Raw genomic sequence first — 16902 nt, 5'->3', positions numbered from 1 at the left:
TTTCATCTTCACTCATATTTAAGCAACGAAATAATCTCATACACCTCAAATAAGATTTTGATCACAAAGATGACATCCGAGTTAATTAATGGTTTTTGTAATTAAATAAAAACCACATTGAAAAAACAACCATAACACACTGATATTAAACACTTTATTTAATAACGAAATTCTAAACAATCGTTTTCAGAAGGATATTTTGAAAATAGATCAATTGCTTCATTTTTAGCTTAAACAGACACTCCTGGGCTATTAACAGGTTACGACAACCTGCGTTCTAAATATTAAAAACGAATCTTACTTTTTTACCAACAGCCCTACAGAGGATTACTCATGAAAAAATCTACACTTGTTATTGGCGTCATTGGTGCTGACTGCCATGCGGTAGGCAATAAAGTTTTGGATCGCGTTTTTACTAACCATGATTTTCGCGTAATCAATCTGGGGGTGATGGTAAGCCAGGATGAATATATCGACGCCGCGATCGAAACCGGTGCCGATGCAATTGTGGTGTCATCTATTTACGGTCACGGCGATATCGACTGCCTCGGTTTACGTGAGCGCTGCATCGAACGTGGCATCGGCGAAATTCTGCTCTATGTCGGCGGTAACCTGGTCGTCGGTAAGCACGATTTCTCCGAGGTAGAAGCGAAGTTTAAAGATATGGGCTTTAACCGTGTCTTCGCACCAAGCCACGATCTGGAAGATGTCTGCCAACTGATCACCAATGATATTCAACAGCGCAATGGTGTTGAACAACGTTGTCTCGAAGAGGCTATCTGATGCAAACAGTCTCTGTCGATATCGGATCGACGTGGACCAAGGCCGCCCTCTTCGATTACGAAGGGGACGCGTTAACCCTGGTAAATCACGTCCTGACGCCAACCACCACGCATCATCTGGCAGAAGGTTTTTTTGCCAGCCTGAATCAGGTGCTAAATGTTACCGATGCTCGCCCGTTACTGAAAAGTGGTGAAGTGCAGTTGAAGTATTCCTCATCGGCCAAAGGTGGACTCGCCGTTGCCGCAATGGGGCTTGTACCGTCTATTACGCTGGAATCTGCGAAAGTCACCGCTCACTCTGCGGGGGCAAAAATCGCGCAGTATTACTCGTACAAACTCAACCGGCATGACATCCAGGCACTGGAATCGTCGCCGCCGGACATCCTGCTGTTTTCTGGCGGCACGGATGGTGGCGAAGAAAGCTACGGCCTGGCAAATGCGCGTGCGCTGGCTGAGTCGAATGTCAACTGCGCCATTATTTACGCCGGAAACCGGGATATTCAGGACGAAGTACAGTCTATTTTGGCGCAGAAGGATCTGACCATCGTAGACAACATTCTGCCAGATCTCGATCACCCAAATCCGTATGCCGCCCGTCAGGCCATTTGCGATCTGTTTTTATCACGCATCGTGAAAGGCAAAGGACTGGACGTCATTGTGGACGCGACCGGTGAAGAGCCGATGCCAACGCCCTGGACTGTTTTTGAGCTGGTGAAAGCGATAAGCGATTACGACAGCGCGTGGAAAGAGTTCATGTTGATCGACATGGGCGGCGCCACGACGGATGTCTACTCAGCCAGCGCCAACACGCTCTCCCCTGACACCGTACTGCATGGCGTACCGGAACCTTTCGTCAAGCGTACCGTTGAAGGCGATCTGGGTATGCGCGTCTCTGCCGTCGTGGTGGGTGAAAGTACCCAGGAAATGGTGAATGTCGTATTTGCGCAACAACCGGCACGTCAGGAAGCCTTTTATGGCTATCTGCGTCACCTGGTGGCACACCCGGATTACCTGCCGCACAACGAAGAAGAAAAATACTTCGACACCCTGCTGGCGGGACTCTGTGTAGGTTACGCCGCCGAGCGACACGCCGGAACCAAAAAACAGGTCTGTACCTGCGTGGGAAACGTCGACTTACAGATGGGTCGCGATCTCACCACCGTACGCAAAATCGTCGGTTCTGGCGGATGGCTCTCACGCGCCAGCCAGTTCGATATTCACAACTGGCTTAAATACCGGGAACTGGATGACGACGGCAGAAGGATCCTGTTGCCGAACCAGTTCGAATATTACCGCGATTCCTATGGCCTGCTTCCACTACTGGCTAACGTTGCCAGGTTGTACCCGCAAGCCGCTGCTCGCACCAGCATTCAATGTTTAACCCTATAAAACATAAGGCTACAAAGAATGGAACTCCGAAATAAAAAGTTAACCCATGATGAATTCATGACCGAGCGCGCCGAGGTTATCAAGACCTGGCATACCGGCAAGGACGTCGAAAATTTTGAAGATGGCGTTAAATACCAACAGACTATTCCAGAGAGTAAACGCTTTTCTCACGCACTGCTGAAAGCCGATCAGGAAGGTAAAACCCTGAGTCAGCCGCGCGCGGGCGTTGCGTTAATGGATGAGCACATTGAACTGCTCAAAACATTGCAGCAAGAGTGCGACCTTCTGCCGACCACTATCGATGCGTATACCCGTTTGAATCGCTATGAAGAAGCGGCGATCGGGATTCAAAAATCCATTGAAGCGGGTACGTCAAAACTGAACGGATTACCGGTTGTTAACCACGGGGTTGCAGCCTGCCGTCGTCTGACCGAAACGCTGGAAAAACCACTGCAGATTCGTCACGGTACGCCGGATGCGCGTCTGCTGGGTGAAATCTCCATGGCCAGTGGATTCACCAGCTATGAAGGCGGCGGTATTTCCTACAACATCCCTTACGCCAAGCGCGTCACGCTGGAAAAATCCATCCGCGACTGGCAGTACTGCGACCGCATGATGGGGATGTATGAAGAACACGGTATTCGTATCAACCGTGAACCGTTCGGCCCGCTGACCGGCACCCTGATCCCGCCGTTTATGTCCCACTCAGTGGCGATTATCGAAGGCCTGCTGGCGCTGGAACAGGGCGTTAAATCGATTACCGTCGGTTACGGCCAGGTGGGTAGCCTGACGCAGGATATCGCAGCGATTCAGGCCCTGCGCGAACTGTCCCACGAATACTTCCAGAATTATGGTTTCGACGATTACGAACTGAGTACGGTATTCCACCAGTGGATGGGCGGCTTCCCGGAAGATGAATCCAAAGCGTTCGCCATCATCTCCTGGGGTGCAGCGGTCGCAGGTATGTCCGGTGCCACTAAAGTGATCACCAAGAGCCCGCACGAAGCATGGGGTATCCCGACAGCTGCGGCAAACGCGCAAGGGCTTAAAGCCTCTCGCCAGATGCTCAACATGGTCTACGACCAGAAATTCCCGCAGTGCGCTGCCGTGGAACAGGAAGTGGATCTGATCAAGAGCGAAGTCCGCGCTGTGCTGAAAAAAGTCTTCGAACTGGGCAACGGCGACATAGCGCGCGGCACAGTGCTGGCCTTTGAAGCAGGTGTTCTGGACGTGCCTTTCGCGCCGGCCTCCTGTAACGCAGGCAAAATCCTGCCGGTACGCGATAACTCAGGCGCTATTCGTATCCTCGAAGCCGGTGCGGTTCCGCTGCCGAAAGACATTCTCGCCCTGCACCACGACTACGTCGCAGAGCGTGCGAATTTCGAAGGACGTAAACCTTCCTTCCAGATGGTTATCGATGACATTAACGCCGTATCCCACAGCAAATTAATAGGAAGACCATAATGAAAATTAAACAGGCCCTTTTCACCGCTGGCTACTCCTCATTTTATTTTGACGATCAGCAGGCGATCAAAGATGGTGCAGGTCATGATGGGTTCATTTACACCGGCGATCCGGTAACGCCTGGCTTTACTTCCGTCCGTCAGGCCGGTGAGTGTGTCTCCGTACAGCTGATTCTGGAAAACGGTACAGTCGCCGTCGGTGACTGCGCTGCGGTGCAGTACTCTGGTGCGGGCGGTCGTGACCCTCTGTTCCTGGCGGAAAATTTCATTCCATTCCTGAATGACCACATTAAACCGCTGCTGGAAGGCCGCGATGTGGATGCGTTCCTGCCGAACGCCCGCTTCTTCGACCAGTTACGCATTGACGGCCAACTGCTGCATACCGCAGTACGTTACGGTCTGTCTCAGGCACTGCTGGACGCCACCGCGCTGGCATCCGGTCGCCTGAAAACAGAAGTCGTTTGCGACGAATGGCAGCTGCCATGTGTTCCGGAAGCGATTCCTTTATTTGGTCAGAGCGGCGACGACCGTTATATCGCCGTCGACAAAATGATCCTCAAAGGTGTTGATGTTCTGCCTCATGCGCTGATCAACAACGTCGAAGAGAAACTGGGTCTTGAAGGCGAAAAACTGCGTGAGTACGTGCGCTGGTTGTCTGACCGCATCCTGAGCCTGCGTACCAGCCCGAACTACCACCCGACGCTGCATATCGATGTGTACGGCACGATTGGCCTGATTTTCGATATGGACCCGGTACGCTGCGCTGCGTATATCGCTAGCCTGGAGCAAGAAGCACAGGGCCTGCCGCTGTACATTGAAGGTCCGGTCGATGCGGGTAACAAACCGGATCAGATCCGTCTGTTGACCGAAATCACCAAAGAGCTGACCCGTCTGGGTTCCGGCGTGAAAATTGTGGCCGACGAATGGTGTAACACCTACCAGGATATCGTGGACTTCACCGATGCAGGCAGCTGCCACATGGTGCAGATTAAAACCCCGGATCTGGGCGGTATTCACAACATCGTTGATGCAGTGCTGTACTGCAACAAGCACGGAATGGAAGCCTATCAGGGCGGTACCTGCAACGAAACCGAGATCAGCGCCCGCACCTGTGTGCATGTCGCACTGGCCGCACGCCCAATGCGTATGCTGATCAAACCGGGTATGGGCTTCGATGAAGGTCTCAATATCGTGTTCAACGAAATGAACCGTACCATCGCGTTGTTGCAGACAAAGGATTAAGAAATGGCTCGCACATTTAAGATCTTATCGCCGACGGCTATTCTGGGTTATGGCTTCCCGGAAGAGAGTTTTCGCAAAGCCATGGAAGAGTCACCGGATCTTATTGCTGTTGACGCGGGATCCTCCGATCCAGGCCCTCACTACCTGGGCGCCGGTAAACCGTTTACCGATCGGGCAGGCGTTAAACGCGATCTGCGGTATATGATCACCGCTGGCGTGAAAAACAATATTCCTGTGGTGATTGGTACTGCCGGTGGATCCGGCGCGGCACCGCATCTGGAATGGTGTCGCCAGATAATCCTGGAGATTGCGCAGGAAGAGAAGCTGTCCTTCTCGATGGCGTTAATCCCATCGGATGTTGAAAAAGACGTCGTTCATCAGGCGTTGGATAACGGGAAAATTACCGCCCTCGACTTCGTGCCGGAACTCACTCACGAAGCCATTGACGCGAGCACCTACATCGTCGCGCAAATGGGTGTCGAACCTTTCCAGCGTGCGCTGGAAGCCGGTGCGCAGGTTGTTCTTGGTGGACGGGCATATGACCCGGTCTGCTTCGCCGCCCTGCCCATCATGCAAGGTTTCGATGAAGGGTTGGCTCTGCACTGCGGGAAGATCCTTGAATGTGCTGCCATTGCTGCAACGCCTGGCTCCGGCTCAGACTGTGCGATGGGAATTATCGATGACAACGGTTTCACGCTGAAGACATTTAATCCGAAGCGTAAATTTACCGAAACCTCGGCCGCTGCCCATACCCTGTATGAGAAGTCAGATCCCTACTTCCTGCCAGGTCCCGGCGGCGTGCTGAACCTGAAAGGCTGTAGCTTTAAGGCTGTGAACGAGGGCGAAGTCTACGTCAGCGGCTCACGCCATGAAGAGACACCTTACGCACTGAAACTGGAAGGCGCGCGTCAGGTCGGATTCCGTTGCATGACCATCGCCGGAACACGCGATCCGATCATGATCGCGGGCATTGACACCATTCTTGAAGAAGTGAAAGCCAGCGTGGCGAGCAACCTCTCTCTGAATGATGACAGCATCCGCATCACGTTCCATCTGTACGGTAAAAACGGTGTCATGGGTCTCCATGAACCCATGCAGTCAGCCGGACACGAACTGGGGATCTTGTTGGATGTGGTTGCGCCGACGCAGGACATTGCCAACAGCGTTTGCTCGCTGGTGCGCTCTACCCTGCTGCATTACGGTTATGAAAACCGCATTGCAACGGCGGGCAACCTCGCCTTCCCGTTCTCACCGTCGGATATTCCAAGTGGGCCGGTGTATGAGTTCTCAATTTACCATCTGATTGAGGCAAGCGACGCACTGCGTTTTGATTTCCACATCGAACAGGTGACGCCAGAAGGAATCCAGGCATGAAACAGTCAATTTGTTCACTGGCGCAGGTAATCCGTTCCAAAAACGCCGGACCGTACGAACTGGTTTTAGATATTTTATTTAAAACTCGTGAAGATTATCAGCGTGTAAAAGAATCGGGGCAATTAACACCACAGCTTATCGCTGAGTTATATCACGTTGAGCCTGACTTTATTCATCGCATTGTCTGGTTTGATCCAGCTAACGCGGTAAAAATCGTCATGCCGCGCGATATTATCTCCGGAAATGTGGGGGACAATGATGTTTATGGTGCTCAGCAACATGCGCCATTACTCAGTATCCATTTTGATTTTTAATAAATAACACAACAACAACCATTGAAGTGCTGGATTCTGCTGTATCGCGGCACTTCGCATAATTCATGCGGTTGGTCATAACAGGCGAGCACCTGAGCGTTTTTATGCACTCGGGTGTTTGCTAACCCTACACATTAATTACCAGCCATTTTCCGATGGAGTAAACATGAAGAAAATTAGTTTAACAAAGATGATCATATTAGGCCTGATACTCGGGATGATTACCGGGGTGGCTATAAATAATATGGCATCTGTTGACACAGCAAAGTCGTATTCACAACACATTTCCATTTTCACCACCATATTTTTACGTATGGTGAAAATGATTATCGCTCCTCTGGTTATTTCTACTCTCGTGGTAGGTATTGCCAAAATGGGCGATGCGAAAACACTGGGACGTATATTCTCAAAAACGTTTTTCCTCTTCATTCTCGCGTCCTTGATCTCCATTGCCCTGGGTCTGGTCATTGTTAACATCTTCCAACCAGGTGTTGGCATTAACTTTGTGCCTCATGACGTTGGTGCTGTGGCCGCCGTTAAGTCTGAGCCGTTCACGCTGAAAGTCTTCATCTCACACGCAGTACCTACCAGTATTGTGGATGCGATGGCGCGTAACGAAATCCTGCAGATTGTCGTGTTCTCCATCTTCCTCGGTTGCAGCCTGGCAGCGATCGGAGAAAAAGGTGAGCCGATCGTGAAAGTGCTCGATTCTCTGGTACACGTAATGCTGAAACTGACCGGTTATGTGATGCTGTTTGCGCCACTGACCGTGTTTGCCGCCATCTCCGGACTGATCGCTGAACGCGGTCTGGGCGTGATGGTCAGCGCCGGTATCTTTATGGGTGAGTTCTACCTGACGTTGAGTATGCTGTGGGCGATTCTGATTGGTATGTCGACGATGATTGTTGGTCCGTGCATCGGCCGTCTGACCAAATCTATCCTCGAACCTGCCCTGCTGGCCTTCACCACTTCCAGCTCTGAAGCGGCCTTCCCTGGCACGCTGGATAAACTGGAAAAATTCGGCGTCTCTTCCAAGATTGCCAGTTTCGTTCTGCCTATCGGTTACTCCTTTAACCTGGTCGGCTCCATGGCCTACTGCTCGTTTGCAACCGTATTCATCGCGCAGGCCTGTAACATCGAGCTGAGCATAGGTGAGCAGATCACCATGCTGTTAATCCTGATGCTGACGTCAAAAGGCATGGCTGGCGTACCGCGTGCGTCAATGGTGGTTATTGCCGCAACCCTCAACCAGTTCAACATTCCTGAAGCAGGTTTGATCTTGCTGATGGGTGTCGATCCGTTCCTCGACATGGGCCGTTCCGCGACCAACGTCATGAGTAACGCCATGGGTTCTGCAATCATCAGCCGCTGGGAAGGTGAACACTTCGGTGAAGGTTGCCGTGGTAAAGCCCCAGAACAACGTCCGGTTACTGAACCTGCTCTTTCCTAATTTTTTATAACCCGATGCACTGGGCCGACTCCGGTCGGCCTTTTTTCCAACAACAACACCAACACTAACTTCACCAGGATCCTTTATGAATCTAAAACTTCTTAGCGTCAGTGTGTTTTCGGCAAGCTTACTCTGCAGTGCTGCCGTTTGGGCTCAACCCGCTCCGGATTACGCCCAAATCATAGAGCAAGCGCATCAAAAATATAAAAACAATAACGACGGAAAAGTCGCTGACTACATCCCGGCACTGGCAACCTACAGCCCGAAATTTTACGGTATCGCGATCGCGACCGTAGATGGAAAAATCTACAAAGTCGGTGATTCCAGCAAAGCGTTTCCAATGGAGTCGCTGAGCAAGGTCTTCACAATGGCGTTGGCGATGGAGCAGCATGGAACGCAGGTTGTACTGGATAAACTCGGCGCCAATGCCACCGGTTTACCGTTCAACTCCGGTCTGGCAGTTGAGCTGACGCAGGGCGCACCGGAAAACCCGCTGGTGAACGCGGGCGCCATGAGTACCGTTAGTCTGATTGAAGCAAAAGACAAAACGGAACGCTGGAACAAAATTCTCAATTACATGAATGACTGGGCAGATGCGAAGCTGGTCGTCAACCAACCGGTATTCAAATCGGAAATGGACACCAACCAGCATAACCAGGCGCTGGCGAAATTGATGGAGTCGTACAACAGCTTCTACGGTAACACCGATGAAGCTGTCGAGATTTATACCCGTCAGTGTTCAGTCGATCTCAACGTCGAGCAGCTCGCCAAAATGGGTGCCGTACTTGCTAACAACGGTAAATCACCTTTCAACGGCAAACAGTTGCTGAACGAGAAGTATGTTCCGCAGGTGCTGGCAGAAATGGCCATTGCCGGTCTCTATGATGGCAGCGGCAAGTGGCTGTACACCGTAGGTATTCCGGCGAAAAGCGGTGTCGGCGGCGGTATGGTCGCCGTTGTCCCTGGTGAGTACGCGATTGCCGTTTACTCTCCGCCGCTGGATCAAGCCGGTAACAGCGTTCGCGCACAGAAAACGATCGAAGATGTCGCTCACGCGACGCAGGCCAACGTCTTTTTAGGCCAGTAAGAAAATGCCGGATGGCGACGCTTCGGCGTCTTATCCGGCCTACAACGGATAGCGAACACGTAGGCCGGATAAGGTGCATGCACCGCCATCCGGCAAAATAACCACAAGGTGAGAAGTTAACATGTCTAAACCATTTGTCTGGCAAGAACCGTTTCTTCAACAAAAAGATAATACAGAATACGAATTGCTGAGTAATCAATACATTTCAGTAACGGAGTTAGACGGTGAAGAGGTCATCAAAGTCGCACCAGAGGCGCTAACATTGCTGGCTCAGCAGGCATTTTATGAAGCCTCTTTTTTCCTGCGCGCCGGACATCTGAAACAAATCGCCAGTATTCTGCATGACCCACAGGCCAGCAGTAATGATAAATACGTTGCTCTACAGCTGTTACGTAATGCTGAGGTTTCCGCCAAAGGCGTACTGCCTAACTGCCAGGACACCGGCACGGCAACCGTGGTGGCGAGCAAAGGGCAAAATGTCTGGACCGGCTGCAATGACGCCGAAGCGTTAAGCAAAGGGGTCTATACCACTTTCACAGAGAATAATTTGCGCTACTCGCAAAATGCCCCGCTGGACATGTACACCGAGGTGAATACCCAGACCAACCTGCCAGCACAAATCGATATTAGCGCGACGCCGGGCAGCGAATACCGTTTCCTTTTCGTCAACAAAGGCGGTGGTTCAGCCAACAAAGCGGCGCTGTACCAGGAAACCAAATCTATTCTGCAACCCGAAAAACTGAAGAACTTCCTGATCGAAAAAATGAAGTCGCTGGGAACGGCTGCTTGCCCGCCGTACCACATCGCGTTTGTGGTGGGTGGATTATCTGCCGACCAGGCGCTGAAGGTCGCGAAACTGGCCTCGACAAAATACTACGATAACCTGCCCACCAGCGGAAACGAGCTGGGTCAGGCATTCCGCGACACCGCGCTGGAAACCACACTGCTCAACGCCAGCCGCGAGTTTGGCATCGGCGCACAGTTTGGCGGCAAATATTTCGCGCATGATATCCGCGTCATTCGTCTTCCACGTCACGGCGGTTCCTGCCCTATCGCAATGGCGCTCTCCTGCTCGGCCGATCGCAACATTAAAGCGAAAATTAACAAACACGGCATCTGGCTGGAAAAACTGGAGCACAATCCGGGCAAATACATTCCTGACTCTCAGCGCGTAGAAAATAGCGCTCAGACCGTTCGCCTTGATCTTAATCGCCCTCTGCGTGAGATCCTGCATGACCTCTCTGCGTTGCCGATTGGTACACGAGTGACCCTGAATGGCCCAATCGTCGTTGCCCGCGATATCGCGCATGCCAAAATTAAAGAACGCCTGGACAACGGCGAACCCATGCCGGAGTACATGAAACACCATATCGTCTACTACGCAGGCCCGGCAAAAACACCAGAGAACAAGGCCTGCGGCTCACTCGGCCCGACGACCGGCGGTCGTATGGATGGCTACGTGGACGCGTTCCAGGCCGCAGGCGGCAGTTTGATTATGTTGTCCAAAGGCAACCGCAGCAAGCAGGTGACTGATGCCTGTCATAAGCATGGCGGATTCAACCTCGGCAGCATCGGCGGCGCGGCAGCCCTGTTGGCGCAGCAGTATGTGAAGAGCTTACGTTGCCTCGAGTATCCTGAACTGGGAATGGAAGCCGTCTGGATGATGGAAGTCGAAAATCTGCCTGCGTTTGTACTGGTAGACGACAAAGGCAATAACTTCTTCAGCCAGTTTGAGCAGCAGCATCGCTGCACAACCTGCCCTGCAGGGCATTAAGGAGCAATAATGGAAGCGCGATCCAATACTGAAAGGCACCGTCAGCGGCAGCAGAAACTGAAAGAACAGGTTGATACCCGCGTGGCAGCAGCAACCGAACAGAAAGGCATCCTGATCGTCTTCACCGGCAACGGCAAAGGCAAATCGACGGCGGCTTTTGGTACGGCAACACGCGCTGTCGGCCATGGAAAAACGGTTGGCATCGCGCAATTTATTAAAGGCCAGTGGGATAATGGCGAATACAACACCCTGCAACCTCTTGGCGTTGAATTCCATATTATGGGTACCGGATTCACCTGGGAAACGCAAAACCGGGAATCTGATATTCAGGCGGCGCAGGGTGTCTGGCAGGAAAGCAAGCGCATGCTGGCCGATGCGCATTACGATCTGGTCGTGCTGGATGAGTTGACCTATATGCTGGCTTATCATTACCTGGACACGCAGGAGGTGATCGCCGCGATTGTGAATCGTCCTGCTCACCAGACCGTCATTGTCACCGGACGCGGCTGCCATAGCCAGTTACTGGAGCTTGCCGATACGGTCAGTGAAGTTCGCCCGGTAAAACACGCGTTCGACAGCGGCATTCAGGCACAAGCTGGAATCGATTGGTAAATGCAGGGGCGGTGCTAGCGCGCCGCCCTTCCACCGTAACTACAACGGCGTCAAACTCCCCTCGAAACCACCGACTTTTCTAACAACCAGTTGCGGAAGGCCTGCAAATGGCGGGATTCCGCTTTTTCTTCACGCCAGGTCATGATGAAACGGTTCCCCGTGCGCATCGGCACATCACAAGGAATGACCATCTCGCCATTATCGAGGTCGCGCTGAATGGCAAAACGCGGGAGTAGCGCAACACCAAGATTAGAGCGCACCGCAGCGATCAGCATCGACAATAAATCAAAACGTGGACCTTTGTTCACCTGCGCGTTGCTGACATCAGACAGTGCAAACCACTCCTGCCAGCCTTTGATGCGCGTACTTTGGTGCAATAAGGGAAACTCATTAAGCAGGTCGTTCACCGACACTTTTTGGCCTGGCTCCATGAGCAAATGTCGGCTACACACCGGCAAAATTTCCTCTTCAAAAAGATACTCTACCGCAGACCACGGCGAGCAAAAGTCTTCCCGCATGATGGCGGCGTCATACTCGCGGTTGAGAAAATCACCAATATTCGCCAAAGAGTGAATATTTACGATGATATCAGGATTAAGCTTATTGAACTCACGCAAATTCGGGATCAGCCAATGCGTGCTAAATGTCGGGTTTACCGCTAACTCGATAACTTGTACGGTCGGCTGCCAGGTCATTATTGTTGTCGTATCGCGTTCCAGTTTGTTCAGCGTTTCTTTTACGATACTTAAATAGTGTTTACCCGCTGCATTTAAAAAAATACGCTTTTTAGCGTGATTAAAAAGTGAGGTGTTGAGAAAATCCTCCAGTGCGTTCACTTGTCGAAACACGGCGCTCTGGGTTAATGCCAACTCTTCTGCTGCCCGGGTATAACTTTCATGACGTGCCACCACTTCAAAAGTCACCAGTAGCTCAGTTTTCGGTATTTTTCCTCTCATAACGTCTTCCATATGCAGCGTGCAAAAAAAGTTTAAGTTATTAAAACAATGTAATCGCTCCAGATTAATCCCGAGAGTTATATTTTATTTCCATCATTGTTGTCTTTGATCCATTCCATGATTTACTCACACAAATAGCGAATAAATATTCACCAATAATACTCAAGCATACCCATAAACACAATTTAAATGCGGTTAATTCCAGGCAAATAGTGCCAATAACTTCTTAATAATTTTTCAAGACAACTTGTTTATTGAAGAAAAAACTTTGCGAGTTTAATCAATATTATCTCCGCATTAATTCAGGAAAATTGGGCACTATGACTTACAGGCAAACGGCGACTTTTTATCATTCTGCCATTTTAGTCTCCGCCATTTTCTACGTTAGACGTGATAAAGGACACAGTGTGAAAACTTCCGGAAAAGTTTGGCTCGTTGGGGCTGGCCCTGGTGATATATCGTTGCTTACCCTCAAAGCGATGCAGTGCATTCAACACGCCGATGTGGTGATCTACGATCGACTGGTTAACCCAAAAATACTGGAATGGGTCTCTCCTGATTGCCTGCTCATAAATGTTGGCAAAAATCCAGGCTTCCATTGCGTTCCACAGCATGAAATCAATGCGCTGCTTGTCCAGCATGCTGAAACACATGAAAACATTGTCCGTCTTAAGGGCGGCGATCCTTACGTCTTTGGTCGCGGCGCCGAAGAGGTTGAATGTCTGGTCGATGCTGGCATTCCTTTTGAAGTCGTCCCCGGCATCAGCTCGGCGATTGGGGGGCTTGCCTGCGCAGGTATTCCAGTCACGCATCGTGACATGGCTTCCGGTTTTCATGTTGTGACCGGCCACACCCGTGAAGGAAATCAACAGCAAGACTGGCGGCAGCTTGCCAAACTCAACGGAACGTTGGTCATCGTTATGGGCATTGCCAATTTGCCGTTTATTTGTGAAGAATTACTTATGGGTGGCAAATCCCCGGAGACGCCAGCCGCCATTGTGATGTCAGCGACAAGAGAGAATCAGCGTCGGTTAACCTGCACACTGGGTACGTTGCTTAACAAAGCGCAGGAGGCCAATATTGTTCCCCCTGCGCTGATTGTTATTGGCGATGTCGTCACGCTGAGCGATCGATTATCGTTCATTCCCAACAACGTTAAACTGCCGAAAAATCTCTATTGAGAAAACTGCTCGTAACGAAAAGATTGCGGTGAACGTTGATGTACAGCCCGGAAAACACGACAAAAGTAACTGGTTTGCGCGTATTGAAGTTTCCGGGCAATGCTCTCAATTGAATGGCCAGGGTCGCGAAGCAGTTCACTGGCGCGCTGCATTTTCTTCTGATTAACCCAGGTTTTGAAATTAACCCCCTGCTGCTTCTTAAAAAAGCGACTAAAATAATTTGCGCTTAAGCAGACCTGGGAAGCCACAGACTCTAACGTTAGCTCACCATAGAGATTTTCATCAATATAACGCAACGCCGCCGCCAGTTTCCTTTCATGACGTGAAAGCTCAGAGTAAGAAAAAGGAGATTCGCCACAGTGCGATTCGAGAGTCGATGAATATTTACTTTCTGTTAAAGTAATATTATTAACAATGAAATTAAGTAAATTCGCTGATGCAACCAGGTGATTATTATCCATAATAGCAACCTGCCGCCAGGCCTCATTTATTTCAGCATTTTGCGCCCACAACCTTTCATCCTGAATGACAATTGTTTTATATTCCTGAAATTTCGCCCGTACCTGCCCACAAATGATAAAGCCGAGCAAGCTCCCTTCACGAATGAGCGGCATCGAAAATAAGCTCAATCCCGCGTGGCAGCTGAGTATTTTTGGCTTTGATTCCTTAAGCCCTTCATAGGCGCAATATTTTTCGCACTGTTGGCAACCTACCCGGTATTGCTCATGGGCGCGCATCAACGAACAAAAGGAATTAAAATGATGACAACTTGAAAGCGCATTGCCGTGTATATCAACGACCACAGCAGCCAGCCCAGTTGCACTGGAGAAGACATCAGCGAGTGAGTAAAAACGATCTAAGTATTCATCCTGATTATGCACAGTCATGCATTTCCCCAATAGTTATTCTCTGTAAGTGGGTAATATGCAGAATTTGGCGTAATGAAAAAATGATGCTAACCGCAAAAAAATATCTCGTTTACTCAGGAAATTATGATTAAAACGCAAGAAGTTCAATAAAGAAAAAGAACAAAAAAGGCCATCATCAGATGGCCAACCATGTCGAAACGGACCACCCCTTCGCCATTCACCTACGGGAAATGAATGGCTTGGGTTGTTTTACTCTTTTAATACTTTACTTAATAACGCTTTTCAGTGCTTCGCCGATATCGGCCAGGCTACGAACGGTTTTCACGCCTGCCGCTTCCAGAGCCGCGAACTTCTCGTCCGCCGTTCCTTTACCGCCTGCGATGATCGCGCCTGCATGACCCATACGTTTGCCTTTCGGCGCAGTCACACCGGCAATGTAGCCGACAACCGGTTTGGTCACATGATCTTTAATGTACGCTGCGGCTTCTTCTTCCGCGCTACCGCCGATTTCACCGATCATCACGATCGCTTCAGTCTGCGGGTCTTCCTGGAACAGTTTCAGGATGTCGATAAAGTTAGAGCCTGGGATCGGGTCGCCGCCAATGCCCACACAGGTGGACTGACCGAAACCGTAGTCAGTAGTCTGCTTAACGGCTTCATACGTCAAAGTACCTGAGCGAGACACGATGCCCACTTTGCCTGGCTTGTGAATGTGACCCGGCATGATGCCGATTTTGCATTCGCCCGGAGTGATAACGCCCGGGCAGTTCGGCCCGATCATGCGTACGCCAGCTTCATCAAGCTTCACTTTTACCGTCAGCATGTCCAGTGTCGGGATGCCTTCAGTGATGGTGATGATCAGTTTGATGCCTGCATCGATCGCTTCCAGAATGGAGTCTTTGCAGAACGGTGCCGGAACGTAGATAACCGATGCGGTTGCACCTGTTGCTTCTACCGCTTCACGCACGGTGTTAAAGACCGGCAGACCCAGATGTTCAGTACCGCCTTTACCTGGTGTAACACCACCAACCATCTGCGTACCGTAAGCCATTGCCTGCTCAGAGTGGAAAGTCCCCTGGCTACCGGTAAAGCCCTGACAGATAACCTTGGTGTTTTTATCGATTAAAACAGACATTATTTCCCCTCCACTGCGGCAACAACCTGCTGAGCTGCATCCGTCAGACTTTTCGCTGCAATAATATTCAGGCCGCTGTCAGCCAGTTTCTTCGCGCCGAGTTCGGCGTTGTTACCTTCCAGACGAACGACCACCGGAACGTTTACACCCACTTCCGCCACGGCGCCGATGATGCCGTCAGCGATCAGGTCGCAGCGCACGATACCACCGAAGATGTTAACCAGAACGGCTTTTACATTGTCGTCGGAAAGGATGATTTTGAACGCTTCGGTCACGCGCTCTTTGGTTGCGCCGCCGCCAACATCAAGGAAGTTAGCCGGTTCACCGCCGTGCAGTTTAACGATGTCCATGGTGCCCATTGCCAGGCCCGCACCGTTCACCATACAACCGATGTTGCCATCCAGCGCAACGTAGTTCAGTTCCCACTGTGCCGCCTGCGCTTCACGCGGATCTTCCTGAGACTGGTCGCGCATTTCGCGCAGGTCAGCCTGGCGGAACAGTGCGTTACCGTCAGCGCCCAGTTTGCCATCGAGGCAGATCAGATCGCCCTGCTTAGTGATAACCAGCGGGTTGATTTCGATCAGCGCCAGATCGCGCTCCAGGAAGATGGTCGCCAGACCCATGAAGATTTTGGTGAACTGCTGAACCTGTTTACCTTCCAGACCCAGTTTGAACGCCAGCTCACGTCCCTGATACGGCATTGGGCCTGCCAGCGGATCCAGTGCCACTTTGTGAATCAGGTGCGGGGTTTCTTCCGCCACTTTTTCGATTTCCACGCCGCCTTCGGTAGAGGCCATGAAGACCACGCGACGGGAGCTACGGTCAACAACCGCGCCCAGATAGAGTTCTTTATCAATATCAGTGGCAGCTTCAACCAGAATCTGGTTAACCGGCTGACCGTGCGCATCCGTTTGGTAGGTCACCAGACGTTTACCCAACCAGTGCTCAGCAAAAGCGCGAATTTCTTCTTTGCTCTTCACCACTTTCACACCGCCCGCTTTACCGCGGCCGCCAGCGTGAACCTGACATTTGACTACCCACGGACCCGCACCGATTTTAGAAGCGGCTTCTTCTGCTTCACGCGGAGTAGTACAGGCATAACCCACCGGCGCCGGTAAGCCATAGCGGGCAAAAAGTTGTTTTGCCTGATATTCATGTAAGTTCATGTGTTCTGTCCATCCTTCAGTAATCGTTATCTTTAAACCCGTAGACCAGAGCGGTATCTTTGCCGGATGGCGCTACGCTTATCCGGCCTACGGGGCAGGTGATACTCT

The 16902-nt window shown here is 51.1% G+C and carries 15 protein-coding genes; 11 read left to right on the top strand and 4 right to left on the bottom strand.

Features of this window, described 5'->3' with window-relative positions:
* Positions 1-333: 333 nt before the first annotated feature.
* From glmS to cobO, 10 genes are all read left to right on the top strand, one after another.
* Positions 334-783, top strand: a complete 450-nt coding sequence (gene glmS, locus AC07NP_RS01745; RefSeq protein WP_192611603.1) for a methylaspartate mutase subunit S — start codon at positions 334-336, stop codon at positions 781-783.
* Entirely contained in the window at positions 783-2171 is a 1389-nt protein-coding gene (gene glmL / locus AC07NP_RS01740) for a methylaspartate mutase accessory protein GlmL (RefSeq protein ID WP_203358450.1), read from the top strand. Before glmS ends, glmL begins: the two co-directional genes overlap by 1 nt.
* 18 nt (positions 2172-2189) lie before the next feature.
* Entirely contained in the window at positions 2190-3635 is a 1446-nt protein-coding gene (locus tag AC07NP_RS01735; RefSeq protein WP_203358451.1) for a methylaspartate mutase subunit E, read from the top strand.
* Entirely contained in the window at positions 3635-4876 is a 1242-nt protein-coding gene (locus AC07NP_RS01730; protein WP_203358452.1) for a methylaspartate ammonia-lyase, read from the top strand. Before AC07NP_RS01735 ends, AC07NP_RS01730 begins: the two co-directional genes overlap by 1 nt.
* A 3-nt stretch (positions 4877-4879) precedes the next feature.
* Complete coding sequence (locus AC07NP_RS01725) at positions 4880-6250, top strand: acyclic terpene utilization AtuA family protein (protein WP_192611599.1); 1371 nt, start codon at positions 4880-4882, stop codon at positions 6248-6250.
* Positions 6247-6564 carry a DUF4387 domain-containing protein gene (locus AC07NP_RS01720; protein WP_162382520.1) on the top strand — a complete coding sequence of 106 codons (318 nt, stop codon included), beginning with the start codon at positions 6247-6249 and terminating at the stop codon, positions 6562-6564. The genes AC07NP_RS01725 and AC07NP_RS01720 overlap by 4 nt, the downstream gene beginning before the upstream one ends.
* Positions 6565-6730: 166 nt before the next feature.
* On the top strand, positions 6731-8014 hold the full coding sequence (locus AC07NP_RS01715; RefSeq protein WP_494659381.1) for a dicarboxylate/amino acid:cation symporter: 1284 nt from the start codon (positions 6731-6733) through the stop codon (positions 8012-8014).
* Positions 8015-8099: 85 nt separating this feature from the next.
* Positions 8100-9101 (top strand): glutaminase A, encoded by a 1002-nt coding sequence (gene glsA / locus AC07NP_RS01710; protein ID WP_203358454.1) that lies wholly within the window; start codon positions 8100-8102, stop codon positions 9099-9101.
* Between the two features lie 121 nt (positions 9102-9222).
* Entirely contained in the window at positions 9223-10875 is a 1653-nt protein-coding gene (locus tag AC07NP_RS01705; RefSeq protein WP_494659380.1) for a class I fumarate hydratase, read from the top strand.
* A 9-nt stretch (positions 10876-10884) separates the two neighbouring features.
* Complete coding sequence (gene cobO, locus AC07NP_RS01700; RefSeq protein WP_301696344.1) at positions 10885-11487, top strand: cob(I)yrinic acid a,c-diamide adenosyltransferase; 603 nt, start codon at positions 10885-10887, stop codon at positions 11485-11487.
* A gap of 50 nt (positions 11488-11537) precedes the next feature.
* Here cobO and AC07NP_RS01695 read toward each other — a convergent pair whose 3' ends face one another.
* A complete protein-coding gene (locus AC07NP_RS01695) occupies positions 11538-12443 on the bottom strand; it encodes a LysR substrate-binding domain-containing protein (RefSeq protein ID WP_203358457.1) in 906 nt (301 codons plus the stop codon).
* A gap of 407 nt (positions 12444-12850) precedes the next feature.
* Here AC07NP_RS01695 and cobA point away from each other — a divergent pair, with 407 nt between their 5' ends.
* The gene (gene cobA / locus AC07NP_RS01690; protein WP_203358458.1) at positions 12851-13624 is read left to right on the top strand and encodes a uroporphyrinogen-III C-methyltransferase; all 774 of its coding nucleotides are present in this window, start codon (positions 12851-12853) and stop codon (positions 13622-13624) included.
* On the opposite strand, the gene AC07NP_RS01685 is transcribed toward cobA, so the two are convergent.
* From AC07NP_RS01685 to sucC, 3 genes are all read right to left on the bottom strand, one after another.
* Complete coding sequence (locus tag AC07NP_RS01685) at positions 13618-14511, bottom strand: PocR ligand-binding domain-containing protein (RefSeq protein ID WP_203358459.1); 894 nt, start codon at positions 14509-14511, stop codon at positions 13618-13620. The two genes, cobA and AC07NP_RS01685, sit on opposite strands and share 7 nt — an antisense overlap.
* Before the next feature lie 247 nt (positions 14512-14758).
* Entirely contained in the window at positions 14759-15628 is an 870-nt protein-coding gene (gene sucD, locus AC07NP_RS01680) for a succinate--CoA ligase subunit alpha (RefSeq protein ID WP_494659379.1), read from the bottom strand.
* Positions 15628-16794 (bottom strand): ADP-forming succinate--CoA ligase subunit beta, encoded by a 1167-nt coding sequence (gene sucC, locus AC07NP_RS01675; protein ID WP_162382511.1) that lies wholly within the window; start codon positions 16792-16794, stop codon positions 15628-15630. Before sucC ends, sucD begins: the two co-directional genes overlap by 1 nt.
* Positions 16795-16902: the final 108 nt, after the last annotated feature.

The sequence above is a fragment of the Citrobacter sp. GW821-FHT07H02 genome (assembly GCF_059418505.1).
The sequence above is the reverse complement of the archived record's forward strand: the minus strand, read 5'-3'. Positions and strand labels throughout refer to the sequence as shown.